The 14734-nt window shown below is 70.6% G+C and carries 9 protein-coding genes and 2 pseudogenes; 10 read left to right on the top strand and 1 reads right to left on the bottom strand.

The window, feature by feature from the left end; all coding sequences use genetic code 11:
• The first annotated feature begins 169 nt into the window (after positions 1-169).
• The 7 genes and pseudogenes from BJF83_RS17640 to cimA all read left to right on the top strand — a co-directional run bounded on the left by BJF83_RS17640 (position 170) and on the right by cimA (position 10228).
• Positions 170-1926: pseudogene (locus BJF83_RS17640) on the top strand (acetolactate synthase large subunit).
• A gap of 17 nt (positions 1927-1943) precedes the next feature.
• The gene (ilvN, locus tag BJF83_RS17635; protein ID WP_075927147.1) at positions 1944-2468 is read left to right on the top strand and encodes an acetolactate synthase small subunit; all 525 of its coding nucleotides are present in this window, start codon (positions 1944-1946) and stop codon (positions 2466-2468) included.
• Between the two features lie 71 nt (positions 2469-2539).
• Positions 2540-3535, top strand: coding sequence for a ketol-acid reductoisomerase (gene ilvC / locus BJF83_RS17630; protein ID WP_187347173.1), 996 nt, complete (start codon positions 2540-2542; stop codon positions 3533-3535).
• Between the two features lie 214 nt (positions 3536-3749).
• A complete protein-coding gene (gene serA / locus BJF83_RS17625) occupies positions 3750-5339 on the top strand; it encodes a phosphoglycerate dehydrogenase (RefSeq protein ID WP_075927145.1) in 1590 nt (529 codons plus the stop codon).
• A gap of 433 nt (positions 5340-5772) precedes the next feature.
• Positions 5773-6837, top strand: coding sequence for a 3-isopropylmalate dehydrogenase (locus BJF83_RS17620; protein WP_075927144.1), 1065 nt, complete (start codon positions 5773-5775; stop codon positions 6835-6837).
• Between the two features lie 201 nt (positions 6838-7038).
• Positions 7039-8154: a branched-chain amino acid aminotransferase gene (locus BJF83_RS17615; RefSeq protein ID WP_075927143.1), complete on the top strand. Its 1116-nt coding sequence runs from the start codon at positions 7039-7041 to the stop codon at positions 8152-8154.
• Positions 8155-8620: 466 nt separating this feature from the next.
• Positions 8621-10228: pseudogene (cimA, locus tag BJF83_RS17610) on the top strand (citramalate synthase).
• A gap of 25 nt (positions 10229-10253) precedes the next feature.
• Here cimA and BJF83_RS17605 read toward each other — a convergent pair.
• Entirely contained in the window at positions 10254-11024 is a 771-nt protein-coding gene (locus tag BJF83_RS17605) for a DUF3152 domain-containing protein (protein WP_075927165.1), read from the bottom strand.
• A 258-nt stretch (positions 11025-11282) separates the two neighbouring features.
• Between BJF83_RS17605 and BJF83_RS17600 the strand changes: the two genes are divergently transcribed.
• From BJF83_RS17600 to gltX, 3 genes are all read left to right on the top strand, one after another.
• The gene (locus BJF83_RS17600) at positions 11283-12083 is read left to right on the top strand and encodes a fumarylacetoacetate hydrolase family protein (protein WP_075927142.1); all 801 of its coding nucleotides are present in this window, start codon (positions 11283-11285) and stop codon (positions 12081-12083) included.
• A 120-nt stretch (positions 12084-12203) separates the two neighbouring features.
• Complete coding sequence (locus BJF83_RS17595; RefSeq protein WP_075927141.1) at positions 12204-13133, top strand: GDSL-type esterase/lipase family protein; 930 nt, start codon at positions 12204-12206, stop codon at positions 13131-13133.
• 106 nt (positions 13134-13239) lie between these two features.
• On the top strand, positions 13240-14688 hold the full coding sequence (gene gltX / locus BJF83_RS17590; protein WP_075927164.1) for a glutamate--tRNA ligase: 1449 nt from the start codon (positions 13240-13242) through the stop codon (positions 14686-14688).
• Positions 14689-14734: the final 46 nt, after the last annotated feature.

The raw sequence follows: 14734 nt of genomic DNA, 5'->3' as shown, positions 1-14734 counted from the left end.
TCCCTGATTCTCGTACTTGGTCGCGCGCCGCAGCCAGCTGACCTGGTTCTGCTGCGCGCCACCCCTCAACCGCATCGGCGGTGGGGGTTTTTTTATTGCCCGACCAGGCCGTCAGACCACCACGCCAGAGCCGCAGTGCCGCTCTGGACCCTCGCTGAAGGATCTTGAGATGACCGAGCAGATGACCGGCGCCCAATCGCTGATCAGGTCGCTGGAGCACGCCGGCGTTGACACTGTCTTCGGGATTCCCGGTGGCGCCATCCTCCCCGCCTACGACCCCCTCTACGACTCGGCCAAGGTGCGCCACATCCTGATGCGCCACGAGCAGGGGGCGGGCCACGCGGCCGAGGCTACGCCTACGCCACGGGTCGCCCCGGGGTGTGCATGGCGACCAGCGGCCCCGGAGCCACCAACCTCGTCACCCCCCTCGCCGACGCGCACATGGACTCGGTCCCCATGGTCGCGATCACCGGTCAGGTGGCCTCCCCGATGATCGGCACGGACGCGTTCCAGGAAGCCGACATCTGCGGCATCACGATGCCGATCACCAAGCACAACTTCCTCGTCAAAAACGTCCGCGACATCCCGCGCACGGTCGCCGAGGCCTTCCACATCGCCTCCACCGGCCGGCCCGGCCCCGTCCTGGTGGACATCTCCAAGGACGCCCTCCAGGCCTCGGCGGACTTCGCCTGGCCCGAGCGACTGGACCTGCCCGGCTACCGCCCGGTCACCAAGCCGCACGGCAAACAGGTCCGCGAGGCCGCCCGGATGATCAGCGAGGCCAAGCGCCCGGTCCTGTACGTGGGCGGCGGCGTCCTGCGCGCCGGGGCCTCGGCCGAACTGCGGGTCCTGGCCGAACTGACCGGCGTGCCCGTGGTCACCACCCTCATGGCCCGCGGCGTCTTCCCCGACAGCCACCCCCTGTGCGTGGGCATGCCCGGCATGCACGGCGACGTCGCCGCCGTCGGCGCCCTGCAGAAGGCCGACCTGATCGTCGCCCTGGCGCCCGCTTCGCGACCGCGTCACCGGCCGGCTCGACAGCTTCGCCCCCGACGCCAAGGTCGTCCACGCCGACATCGACCCCGCGGAGATCTCCAGAACCGCCACGCGGACGTGCCGATCGTCGGCGACTGCCGCGAGGTGCTGGCGGACCTGGTCGTCGCGGTGCGGGCCGACCAGGAGAAGGGCCGCGAGGGCGACTACGCCGCCTGGTGGAGCCAGCTCAACCGGCTGCGCACGACCTACCCGAAGGGTTTCGACGAGCCCACCGACGGCAGCCTGTCCCCGCAGGCCGTCATCCAGCGCCTGGGCAGGATCGCCGGTCCCGAGGCCAGCTACGTCGCGGGCGTCGGCCAGCACCAGATGTGGGCCGCCCAGTTCATCGACTACGAGCGCCCCGGGGCCTTCATGAACTCCGGAGGCCTCGGCACCATGGGCTTCTCGGTCCCGGCCGCGCTCGGCGCCAAGGTCGGCGACCCGGACCGCGTGGTGTGGTCGGTCGACGGTGACGGCTGCTTCCAGATGACCAACCAGGAGCTCGCCACCTGCGCGATCGAGGGCGTCCCGATCAAGGTCGCCGTCGTCAACAACGGCAACCTGGGCATGGTCCGCCAGTGGCAGACCCTGTTCTACGAGGGGCGCTACTCCAACACCGACCTCCAGACCGCCCCCAGGGACGAGAAGGTGCGGATCCCCGACTTCGTCCGGCTCTCGGAGGCGTACGGTTGTGTCGGCCTGCGGTGCGAGCGCCCCGAGGACATCGACGCCACCATCGAGAAGGCCATGTCGATCGATGACGTCCCGGTCGTCGTGGACTTCACCGTGAACCACGACGCCATGGTCTGGCCGATGGTCGGCCCAGGTGTCAGCAACGACAGCATCCAGTACGCGCGCGACATGGCGCCGACCTGGGAACACGAGGACTAGGAGAGGCCCTAACCACCATGAGCCGTCACACGCTTTCCGTTCTGGTGGAGGACACCCCGGGTATCCTCGCGCGTGCCTCCTCCCTCTTCTCCCGCCGCGGGTTCAACATCGACTCGCTCAGCGTCAGCACCACTGAGTACGCGGGCCTGTCCCGGATGACGATCGTGGTCAACTGCGACCTCCACCCCTTGGAGCAGGTGACCAAGCAGCTCAACAAGCTGGTGAACGTCGTCAAGATCGTGGAGATGGACACCACCGCGTCGGTCCAGCGCGAGCTCCTGCTCGTCAAGGTCAAGGCCGACGCGTCCAGCCGCACCCACGTGCTTCAGACGGCCGAGCTGTTCCGCGCGCACGTCGTGGACGTCAGCCCGGACGTCGTCGTCATCGAGGCCACCGGTGATCCCGAGAAGCTCGATGCCCTGGTCAAGAACCTGGAGCCGTTCGGTATCAGGGAGCTCGTCAAGTCCGGCCTGGTCGCCCTGGGTCGCGGGCCCCGGTCGATCACCGACCGCTCCCTGCGCGCGGTCGACCGCAGCGCCTGAGAGTCCGCGCGGGCATCCGGACGCTTGCGCCGAGCCCGGACACGAACGTAAGAATCAAGGAGAAACCCCAAGTGGCAGCACAGATGTACTACGACGACGCCGCGGACCTGGCGCTCATCCAGAGCAAGAAGGTCGCCGTGATCGGCTACGGCAGCCAGGGGCACGCCCACGCGCTGTCGCTGCGGGACTCGGGCGTCGACGTGCGGATCGGTCTGGCCGAGGGCTCCAAGAGCCGCGCCAAGGCCGAGGAGGAGGGGCTGCGCGTCCTCACCCCCGCCGAGGCCGCCCGTGAGGCCGACGTCATCATGATCTTGGTGCCGGACCACATCCACCGGGACCTGTACGCCAACGAGATCGCGCCCAACCTCGAAGCGGGCAACGCGCTCTTCTTCGGTCACGGCTTCAGCATCCGCTACGGCCTCATCACCCCGCCCGAGGGCGTCGACGTGGCCATGGTCGCCCCCAAGGGGCCGGGTCACCTGGTCCGCCGCCAGTACGAGGCCGGGCGCGGCGTGCCCTGCCTGGTCGCGGTCGAGAAGGACGCCAGCGGACAGGCCTGGGACCTGGCGCTGTCCTGGGCCAAGGGCATCGGCGGCACCAAGGCGGGCGTCATCAGGACGACCTTCACCGAGGAGACCGAGACCGACCTGTTCGGCGAGCAGGCCGTCCTGTGCGGGGGCGCCGAGGAGCTGGTCAAGGCGGGTTTCGCCACTTTGGTCGAGGCGGGCTACCAGCCGGAGATCGCCTACTTCGAGTGCCTGCACGAGCTCAAGCTGATCGTCGACCTCATGTACGAGGGCGGCATCTCCAAGATGAACTGGTCGGTGTCGGACAACGCCGAGTACGGCGGCTACACCCGAGGCCCGCGCGTGGTCACCGAGCAGACCCGCGAGGAGATGCGCAAGATCCTGCGTGAGATCCAGGACGGCAGCTACGCCAAGGAGCTCATGGACGAGTTCGACGCCGGGCAGCCGACCTTCACCAAGCGCCGCGAGGTCGAGCAGAACGAGCCGATCGAGAAGGTGGGCGCCCAACTGCGTCCGCTCATGAGCTGGCTCAAGGCCTGACGATCCGGCACGTCCGGGGCGGGTGGCCACCCGCCCCGGACGCGTGCCCGGGGTGGGGACCTCCGGCGGGTGGCGGGCGGGCGCGTGCGCCCGGTCCCCGACACAGCGACCGGCCGACGGGCTTCCCTACTCCGGCAGTAGACTTTTGATCGGCCGTCACACCCGGGCCGATCCCCCCACCCGTCCGGGTAGCACCACCCGAAAAGGAACCGTTGTGCCCAAACCCGCCGTACTCGTAGCGGAAGAACTCTCGCCCGCCGGAATCGCGCTGCTCGAAGAGGACTTCGAGGTCCGCCGCGTCGACGGGGCCGACCGCTCCCAGCTCCTTCCGGCCATCGCCGACGTCGACGCCGTCATCGTGCGCAGCGCGACCAAGATCGACGCCGAGGCCCTGGCCGCGGCCCACCGCCTCCAGGTGGTCGCCCGCGCCGGTGTCGGTCTGGACAACGTCGACGTGGACGCGGCCACCAAGGCGGGCGTCCTGGTGGTCAACGCCCCGACCTCCAACATCATCAGCGCCGCCGAGCAGGCGATCAACCTGCTGCTGGCCAGCGCGCGCAACACCGCCCCGGCGCACAACGCGCTCGTCAACGGGGAGTGGAAGCGCTCGAAGTACACGGGTGTGGAGCTGTACGAGAAGGTCGTCGGTATCGTCGGCCTGGGTCGCATCGGCGCCCTGGTCGCCCAGCGGCTGTCGGCGTTCGGCACCAGGGTCATCGCCTACGACCCGTTCGTGCAGCCCGCGCGGGCCGCGCAGATCGGTGTGGAGATGACCACCCTGGACGACCTGCTGGAGCGCAGCGACTTCATCACCATCCACCTGCCCAAGAACAAGGACACGCTCGGCCTGATCAGCGACGAGGCGTTGAGCAAGGTCAAGCCGAACGTGCGGATCGTCAACGCCGCGCGCGGCGGGATCCTCGACGAGGACGCGCTGTACCGGGCGCTCAAGGACGGTCGCGTCGCGGGCGCCGGGATCGACGTCTTCGCCAAGGAGCCGTGCACGGACAGCCCGCTGTTCGGGTTCGAGAACGTCGTCGTGGCCCCGCACCTGGGCGCCAGCACCGCCGAGGCGCAGGAGAAGGCGGGCACCCAGGTGGCGCGCTCGGTCAAGCTGGCGCTGTCGGGCGAGTTCGTGCCCGACGCGGTGAACGTGCAGGGCACGGGCGTGGCCGAGGAGATCAAGCCGGGTCTGCCCCTCACCGAGAAGCTGGGCCGGGTGTTCACCTCCCTGGCGGGGACGATCGCCAGCCGGATCGACGTCGAGGTGCGCGGCGAGATCGCCGCACACGACGTCAAGGTGCTGGAGCTCGCCGCGCTCAAGGGCGTGTTCGCCGACGTGGTCGAGGACACGGTGACCTTCGTCAACGCCCCGCTGCTGGCCAAGGAGCGCGGGGTCGAGGTCAACCTCGTGACCAGCGACGACAACAGCGACTGGCGTAACCTCATCACCGTGCGCGGTGTGCTCGCCGACGGTCAGCGGGTGTCGGTCTCGGGCACCCTGACCGGTCCCCGCCAGGTCGAGAAGCTGGTGGAGATCAACAACTACGGCATGGAGATCAGCCTCAGCGAGCACATGGTGTTCCTCTCCTACGAGGACCGTCCGGGCATCGTGGGCAAGGTGGGCGCGCTGCTGGGCGACGCCAGCGTCAACATCGCGGGCATGCAGGTCATCCGGGACCAGGAGGGCGGCAAGGCGCTCATCGCCCTGACCGTGGACTCCGCGGTGCCGGACGACGTCCTGGCCTCGATCTCGGCTGAGATCCAGGCGGACATCTCCCGTCAGATCGACCTGGAGGACTGAGGGATCCGGTGAGGGGGCCGTCCGCGGGTGTGCTTCGCTCCGCGCCCGGTGTCCACTGGGCGGCAGGGGCATGACGTGGGCCGTCCCCCCCGGCCTCCCCGATCAGGGCAGGGCCGTGCCACGGACGTGGCGCGGCCCTGCGTCGTCCAGGAGCCAGGGCGCTGTGCCGCTGTGAACCGCGACGACACGCGGTCGTCTCGCATATTGAGATGACCTGGTCAAATACTTGGACATCCGATATTCTGTCGTCCTAGGAGTCAGCGGTCCGGGCCCACCGTCCACGCCGAGGACGAGGTCCACCGCGCACTCCAGGGCGCGTTGGACCGCAGGGACGGCGGGGGTCCGCTGGACCGCTAGGCTTGTCTCATCCACCGTTCAACCTGATCTCGCGATGTGAGACAAGCGGGGTCCGTTCGAGTTAGAGGCAGTCCGTATGGCAGCGCGCACGGTGAAACTGGCCGTCATCCCCGGTGACGGGATCGGTCCCGAGGTGGTGGGCGAGGGGCTCAAGGTCCTGGAGGCCGTCGCCTCGCGGCACGACCTCGCCATCGAGGCCACCGAGTACGAGCTGGGCGCCAGGCTCTGGCACAGGACCGGCGAGACGCTGCCGGACTCGGTCGGGGCCGAGCTGCGCGAGCATGAGGCGATCCTCCTGGGCGCCGTCGGTGACCCCAGCGTCCCCAGCGGCGTCCTGGAGCGCGGCCTGCTGCTGCGCCTGCGCTTCGACTTCGACCACTACGTGAACCTGCGTCCCGTCCGCCTCTTTCCGGGCGTCGAGAGCCCGCTGGCGGGCGTCTCGCCCGAGGACATCGACATGCTCGTCGTGCGCGAGGGCACCGAGGGCCCCTACGCCGGAGCCGGGGGCGTGCTGCGCAAGGGCACCCCGTACGAGATCGCCACCCAGGACAGCGTCAACACCCGCTTCGGGGTCGAGCGCGTCGTCCGCTACGCCTTCGAGAAGGCCGCCGCCCGCCCGCGGAGGAAGCTCACCCTGGTCCACAAGGACAACGTCCTCACCTTCGCCGGTGAGCTCTGGCAGCGCGTCGTGCGCGAGGTCGGCGCCGAGTACCCGCAGGTCGCCGTCGACTACTGCCACGTCGACGCGGCGGCCATGTTCTTCGTCAACCAGCCCGCGCGCTTCGACGTCGTGGTCACCGACAACCTGTTCGGCGACATCATCACCGACATCGGCGCCGCCGTCACCGGGGGCATCGGGCTCGCCGCCAGCGGCAACGTCAACCCCGACAACACCTTCCCCAGCATGTTCGAGCCGGTCCACGGCTCCGCCCCCGACATCGCGGGGCAGGGCAAGGCCGACCCCACGGCCACGGTGCTGTCGGTCGCCACCATGCTGGACCACCTCGGAGTGCCAGAGGCCGCCCGCCGGATCGAGGCCGCCGTCGCCGCGGACCTCAAGACCCGCGCACAGGGCGCCAAGGCGCGCTCCACCTCCCAGATCGGCGACGACCTCGCCGCGCGAGTAGGCGAGCAGGGCTGACGCGGCGCCGTCGGCCCTGCCCCTCACGCGGGCGCGGCCGTCGGGAACCACCGGCACACGTTGACGGGCGCGCCCGGGTCATCCGCGCGCGCCCGTTGTCCGCATACCTTCCGGTCTGGCACCGGGTGCGCTCTTCCGACAGACTAGATCCCAGGTCGGCGGCGCTGCCGACCTGTTGCACCCGAGAGGACCACCGACGACATGAACAACGACACCACCACAAGCGGGTTGACGTTCGACATCCAGCTCTCCGACCGCCGGAAGACCCCGCGCGAACGAGAGGAACTGCTGGAGAATCCCGGGTTCGGCCAGGTGTTCACCGACCACATGGTGACGATCCGTTACACCGGGGGCAAGGGCTGGCACGACGCGAAGCTGGAGCCGTACGGGCCGCTGAGCCTGGACCCGGCGACCGCCTCCCTGCACTACGCCCAGGAGATCTTCGAGGGCCTCAAGGCCTACCGCCACCCCGACGGCTCCCTGGCCTCCTTCCGGCCCGACGCCAACGCGGCGCGGTTCAACCGGAGCGCGGCCCGCATGGCGATGCCGGAACTGCCCGAGGACCTCTTCCTCCGCTCGATCGAACTCCTCCTCGACCACGACGGCGACTGGGTTCCGAGCAAGCCCGACTTCAGCCTCTACCTGCGCCCGTTCATGATCGCGACGGACGTCGGCCTGGGCGTGAACAACCCGTCCCGCAGCTACCTCTACCTCCTCATCGCGTCTCCGGTCGGCTCCTACTTCTCCGGCGGCATCAAGCCGGTGACCGTCTGGCTGTCGAAGGACTTCACCCGGGCCGCCCCGGGCGGGACCGGAGCCGCCAAGTTCGCGGGTAACTACGCGGCCAGCTTCCTAGCCCAGGCCCAGGCGGTCGAGAAGGGCTGCGACCAGGTGGTCTGGCTCGACGCCCGCGAGCACCGCTGGGTCGAGGAGATGGGCGGCATGAACCTGTGGTTCGTGTTCGGCTCCGGTGAGAACGCGCGCCTGCGCACCCCCCCGCTGACCGGGACGCTGCTGCCGGGCATCACCCGCGAGTCCCTGCTGCGGATGGCGCCCGACCTGGGCTACGAGGCCGAGGAGGCGCCGCTGTCCGTCGAGGAGTGGCGTGCGGCGGCCGAGTCGGGAGAGATCACCGAGGTGTTCGCCTGCGGCACCGCCGCGGTGATCACCCCCGTCGGATTGGTCCGGAGCGACGACGGCGATTTCCGCATCGGCGACGGCACCCCCGGCCCCGTCACCATGCGCCTGCGCGAGGAACTCGTGGGCGTCCAGACCGGCCAGCGCGCCGACAAGTACGGGTGGGTCGCGCGGTTCTAGGGCGGGTGCCGCGCATGCCGCCCGACGCGGAGTGAGCACCGCGTCGTAGGCGTCGGCACCCGGAAGGGGCCGCCGTCGAGGGCGGCGCGCGCCCTGGCGGCGTCACCGCCCGGAGTTCCCACGCGGGCCGTCCGGAGCGCCGGGCGGCCCGTCGTCGTGTCGGCCGGGGCCCAGCCGCCGCCGCGGAGCGGGACGGACCTGCCGAGGATACGTCCGGTAAGAGGGATCACAGTCTCGGAGAATGAGACATTCGGTGCGTGAACTCGGAGGACGCGACCCCCGTGTGGCACACTGGCCCCATGCCGTCCCAGGTTCTCATTATCGTGGGGCGCGCTGGCTGACCGACTGCCCATCCACGCCGGGGCAGTTCACACGGACCCCGCCAGCGCGCTGACCTCTCGTGTCCACGAGGGGTCTTTTGTTGGTCGGGCCGGTGCCCCGGCATCCACCTTCGGGAGTACCACCCATGAGGGATGACGGTTTCCACGTCTTCGACACCACGCTGCGCGACGGGGCCCAGCGCGAGGGGATCAATCTGCGGGTCTCCGACAAGCTGGCCATCGCGCAGCTGCTCGACGACTTCGGGGTGGGGTTCATCGAGGGCGGGTGGCCGGGGGCCAACCCCAAGGACACCGAGTTCTTCCAGCGGGCTTCCCGAGAGCTCACGCTGAAGCACGCGCGACTCACCGCGTTCGGCGCGACCCGCCGGGCCGGTGTGCGGGCCGCCGACGACCCACAGGTGGCCGCCCTGCGCGACAGCGGCGCACCGGTCGTCACCCTTGTCGCCAAGAGTGACGGCCGGCACGTCGAACGCGCTCTGCGCACGACCCTCGCCGAGAACCTCGCCATGATCGCGGACACGGTTTCCCACCTGCACGACCACGGCCAGCGGGTGTTCGTGGACTGCGAGCACTTCTTCGACGGCTACCTCCACGACCCCGCGCACGCGCTCGACGTCGTGCGCACGGCCGCCAAGGCCGGGGCCGACGTGGTCGTCCTGTGCGACACCAACGGCGGCATGCTCCCGGCCGACGTCACCCGAGTGGTGACCGAGGTGCGCGAGGCGACCGGGGTCCGTCTGGGCATCCACGCCCAGGACGACACCGGCTGCGCCGTCGCCAACACCCTCGCCGCGGTCGAGGCCGGCGTCACGCACGCGCAGTGCACCGCCAACGGTTACGGCGAGCGGGTCGCAACGCCAACCTGTTCTCCGTCGTGGGCGCCCTCACCCTCAAACAGGGCCGCGACGTCCTTCCCGAGGGCTGCCTGTCGGAGATGACGCGGGTGGCGACCGCGATCGCCGAGATCGTCAACCTCGCCCCGGACACCCACCAGCCTACGTCGCGTGTCCGCGTTCGCGCACAAGGCCGGGTTGCACGCCTCCGCGATCAAGGTCGACCCGGACCTGTACCAGCACACCGAGCCCGCGCTGGTCGGCAACCGCATGCGCATGCTGGTCTCCGACATGGCCGGGCGGGCCTCGATCGAACTCAAGGCCAAGGAGCTGGGGCTGGACCTGGGCGGCGACCGCGAACTGTCGGGGCGCGTCGTCGACCGGGTCAAGGGGCTGGAACTGTCCGGGTACAGCTTCGAGGCCGCCGACGCCTCCCTGGAACTGCTGCTGCGGGAGGAGCTGGGTTCCCCGGTGCGCTACTTCGACACCGAGTCCTGGCGGGTCATCACCGAGCGGCGCCCCACCAGTGGGGCCAGCCCGCTGGACGACGGTTACGAGAGCCTCACCGAGGCCACGGTCAAGCTCCAGGTCAAGGGTGAGCGGGTGATCGCCACGGCCGAGGGCAACGGCCCGGTCAACGCGCTCGACCGCGCGCTGCGCACCGCGTTGGAGGGCGTGTACACGGCGTTGGCCGGGTTGGAGCTGACCGACTACAAGGTCCGCATCCTGGAGGGCAGCTCCGGCACCAACGCCATCACGCGGATCCTCATCAGCTTCAGCGACGGCGCGGGGGAGTGGACGACGGTGGGCGTGGGCCCCAACGTCGTCGACGCCTCCTGGGTGGCGCTCGAACAGGCCGTCACCTACGGCCTCCTGCGGCAGGGGTACCCGCAGGGCTGAGGTCGGCGGGAGGTCCGCTGCGGGGTCAGCCGTTGCCCGGGTGCACCCACCCGTTGGGCTCGCACCCCTGGAGGCTCAGCGTCTGCTGCTGCATCACCGGCGCGGGTTCGCCCCCGCCGGGGCACAGGACGTGGCCGCGCCCCAGGGTGTGACCCACCTCGTGGTTGATCAGGTAGATCCGGTAGGTCTCCAGGTCGCCGTCGAAGTGCTCCACGCCCGACACCCACCGGTTCTGGTTGATGACGGCGCGGTTGCCGCTCGCACACGAGACGAACCCGTTGGTGCGCAGCGGCGCGCACAGGCGGTCGACGGTGTCCGGGGCGGCCAGGAGCACGCGGATGTCGGCGTCGTCCCCGTCAACCCGCTGGAGCGACCGCTCGCCGTCGTTGCCCCAGCTCCGGGGGTCGCCGAGGACCTCCTCGACGGCCGCAGTGAAGTCCTCGGCCTCCCCGGGCAGTCCCTTCTCCACCTCGACGGCGAAGGTCAGCAGCGGGCCCTCGCCCATGACCTCGCCCTCGCCGTCCATAATGCGCACCACACCGTCGGCGGTGTCGACCTCCTCCTCGACCGAGCGGAGCAGGACGGGAACGTCCTCCTCGGACTCAGGCTCGGCGGCGGCCTCCTCGTCGGCCTCGCGCTCGGCCGCCGGATCGGCGGAGCCGGCGTCGTCGCCCTCCTCCAGGATGGCGGTCGCCCCGGTCCCGGCCGGCGCGGCCAGGCCGCCCGGTTCGGGTACGGCGACCATGAGGACCACGGAGGCCCCGGAGACGAGGCACAAGCCGAGCGCGAGCCCCAGCGGGTACCGGTGGACCCGGCGGAGCCGGGCTCGGGATCCCCTGTGCGAAGCGGACGTGGGCACTGACTGCAACCTCTCGACAACGGACGTCCCTTCCAGGATGCCAGAGGCTGTCCGGAATCCGTGCCAAGGCGGCGCTCCAGAAGCCCGGCAGGGAAGGGGATGTCGGTCACGCGGCCGGATGGCGTGTGCTCTCGGCGGTCCGCGCGGTTACCCTTCAACCGCAAGTGAGTCGACGGGGGTGCTGGGAGGCATCAGGTGCGCATCGCACGTTTCGCGTCCGGGGACGAGGTCGGGTTCGGCCTGGTGGAGACTGACACCGACAGCGGGGAGGAGTTCGTCGCCCGGCTCAACGGCCACCCCCTCCTGGGTGACATCGCGCCGACCGGCGAGCGCGCCAAGCTCTCCGACGTCCGGCTCCTGTCCCCCGTCCTGCCGACCAAGGTGGTGTGCGTCGGCAAGAACTACGCCGACCACGTCGAGGAGATGCGCGACGTGACGGGCGAGCCCACGGAGGAGCCCGTGGTCTTCCTCAAGCCCTCCACGTCGGTGACCGGCCCGCATGACCCCGTCTTCCACCCCGCGGTCTCCGAGGAGATCCACTACGAGGGCGAACTCGCCCTCGTCATCTCCCGGCCGTGCCGCGAGGTGCCCCGCGAGCGCGCCAAGGACGTGATCTTCGGGTACACGGTCGCCAACGACGTCACCGCCCGCGACCTCCAGAAGAGGGACAAGCAGTGGACGCGGGCGAAGGGGTTCGACTCGTTCTGTCCCCTCGGACCCTGGATCACCACGGGTCTGACCGTCGAGGAGGCCCAGAACCTGGCGCTGACCACCACGGTCGACGGCGAGGTCCGGCAGGAGGGCCACACCTCCCGGTTCATCCACGACATCTCGGCCGTCATCGAGTACGTCACCTCGTTCATGACTCTGCTCCCGGGCGACGTCGTCCTCACCGGCACCCCGGCGGGCGTGGGCCCGGTGCGGGTCGGCCAGGAGGTCGCCGTGACCGTCGAGCGGCTCGGCGCCATTCACAACCGCGTGGTCGCACGGGACTGACCCGCCGCTTCCCGCCGAGCGGGCCGCGGCTTGACGCCTTCCGACCCCGATTCCGGGCACGTCCGCGGTACGGCGGTACGCTCTCCGTACCGCCGACCCCGGGAAACGGAAGGATCCACCGTGGCCACGCTCCGACGTCCGGTCCCGCCCGTGATCGCGGCGGCGCTGGCCGTCGTGCTCGTCGTGCTGGGCGCCGGCCTGTGGGCCCTCACCCGGTACGGATCCGGTGACAGCGACCCCGAACAGGAGGCCCCGGTGCGCGAACCCAGCCGCGTCATGATCGCGGGCGACTCCATGACCCAGGGCGCCAACGGCGACTGGACCTGGCGCTACCGCCTGTGGAACCATCTCGCCCCGCACGTCGAGGGCCTGGACTTCGTCGGCCCCTACACCGCACCCGCCACGCGGGACATGATGTTCCCGGTTCCGACCGCCGAGGACGCCGCGACGGACGCCCCGGAGGAGCCGACCACCCCGTCAGCGACCGCGTGGCCCGGCGCGGACGGCGACCCGGCCACCGTCGAGTACCGGGACCCCTCCTTCGACCAGGACCACAACGCCCTGTGGGGGCGCACCCTGCTCGACGCGACCGGCTCGATCGAGGAGGAGGTCAGGGCCCACCAGCCGGACGTGCTGTGCGTCATGATCGGCGTCAACGACCTGCTCTGGCCGGTGGAGACCGAGGAGATGGAACAACGCCTGCGCGACTACGTGGAGGCGGCCCGGCGCGGCAACCCGAACCTGCGCGTCGTGATCGGCGAGGCCCTGCCCATCGCCCTGGCCGAGACCGACGAGGGGTTCGCGCTGCGCGTGTACGCCTACAACGAGGTGGTCCGCGCGGTCGCCGCGGACCTGACCACGGACGCCTCCCCGGTGGTCGGCGTGGACATCGCCGGGCCCCTCGGCTGGAACCCTGCCGTGGACGCCTACGACGGCACCCACCCCAACGCCGACGGCGAACTGAAGATCGCCGCCGCCTTCGCCGACACCCTCTCGCGAAGGTTCGGGATGGGTCCGGCCTACCCCCGACCGCTGCCGTTGGCTACCTGAGCCCACCCGTCACCCACCACCGCCCGTGGGGCGCTGCGCGGTCCGACGGGGACGTCCACCAGCGACGTTCCGGGAGCGGCCGCCAGCCCCCGATACGCTGGTGCCCGTGACTGAGACTCCTATTCGCACCCGATTCGCCCCGTCCCCCACGGGCATGTTCCACGTCGGCGGCGCCCGCTCCGCACTGTTCAACTGGGCCCTGGCGCAGCAGGACCCCGCGGGCCGCATGGTCCTGCGCGTCGAGGACACCGACGCGGCCCGCAACCGCCCGGAGTGGACCGACGGCATCATCCGCGCGCTCGCCTGGCTGGGGATCAGCGACGCAGACCCGCACTTCGAGGGGCCCTACTTCCAGTCGTCCTACGCCGACCAGCACCGTGAGACCGCCGAGCGGCTCCGGGCGGAGGGCCGCGCCTACTTCTGCGACTGCACCCGTGAGCAGGTCCAGGAGCGCCGGGACAACCCCAACCTCGGCTACGACGGCTTCTGCCGCGATCGCGGGCTGGAGCCCGGCCCGGGACGGGCGCTGCGGTTCCGCGTGCCCGAGGGCGGCCCCACGGTCGTCGAGGACCGGATCCGCGGCAGAGTGGAGTTCGACCACGCCTCCATCGAGGACTTCGTGATCGCCCGCGCCGACGGCTCTCCGCTCTTCGTCCTGGCCAACGTGGTCGACGACGTCGAGATGGGCATCACGCACGTCATCCGCGGCGAGGAGCACCTGTCCAACACGCCCAAGCAGCAGCTGCTGTGGGAGGCGCTGGGCTTGACCCCGCCGACGTGGGCGCACCTGCCCGTCATCGTCAACGAGCAGCGCAAGAAGCTGTCCAAGCGCCGCGACAAGGTCGCCCTGGAGTCCTACCAGGACGAGGGCTACCTGGCCGAGGCGATGGTCAACTACCTCATGCTGCTGGGCTGGGCGCCGGGCGAGGACCGTGAGATCCTGCCCTGGGAGGAGATGCGGCCGCTGTTCCGGGTGGAGGACGTCAACAGCTCCAGCGCGTTCTTCGACGAGAAGAAGCTGCGTGCCTTCAACGGCGAGTACATTCGCGCCCTGGACCTGGACGACTTCGTCCGCCGCTGCGAGCCCTGGCTGACCGGTGACGCCGCGCCCTGGGACCCGGCCGACTTCGACCCCGCGGTGTTCCGCGCGGTCGCCCCGCTCGCGCAGAGCCGCGTCGCCGTGCTCGGCGAGATCGTGCCCAACGTGGACTTCCTCTTCCTCCCGGAGCCCGTGGAGGACGACAGGAGCTGGTCCAAGGCGATGAAGCCGGGCGTGGGCAGGGAGATGCTGGAGGCCGTCCAGGACCGCTTCGCCGGTTCCGCTCAGGAGTGGACCGCCGAGGCCCTGAAGACCGCCACGGAGGAGGCCGGAGCCTCGCTCGGACTCAAGCTCGGCAAGGCCCAGGCCCCCGTTCGGGTGGCCGTGACCGGACGCACCGTCGGCCTGCCGCTGTTCGAGTCGCTGGAGGCGCTCGGCCGTGACCGCGTCCTGGCACGGATCGGAGCCGCCTTGGAGCGGCTCCGTGCCCAGGAGAAGGACGCCGCTCGGACGTGAGCGGACGGGGTGGTCGGAGCCACGGTTCGGCCGCCCCGACTCCCGT

The organism is Nocardiopsis sp. CNR-923 (assembly GCF_001942255.1).
GTDB lineage: Bacteria > Actinomycetota > Actinomycetes > Streptosporangiales > Streptosporangiaceae > Nocardiopsis.
The sequence above is the reverse complement of the archived record's forward strand: the minus strand, read 5'-3'. Positions and strand labels throughout refer to the sequence as shown.

Coding starts and splice junctions, on each gene's coding strand:
- ilvN (WP_075927147.1), top strand. CDS start 1,944: ATGAGCCGTCACACGCTTTCCGTTCTGGTGGAGGACACCCCGGGTATC.
- BJF83_RS17620 (WP_075927144.1), top strand. CDS start 5,773: ATGGCAGCGCGCACGGTGAAACTGGCCGTCATCCCCGGTGACGGGATC.
- BJF83_RS17615 (WP_075927143.1), top strand. CDS start 7,039: ATGAACAACGACACCACCACAAGCGGGTTGACGTTCGACATCCAGCTC.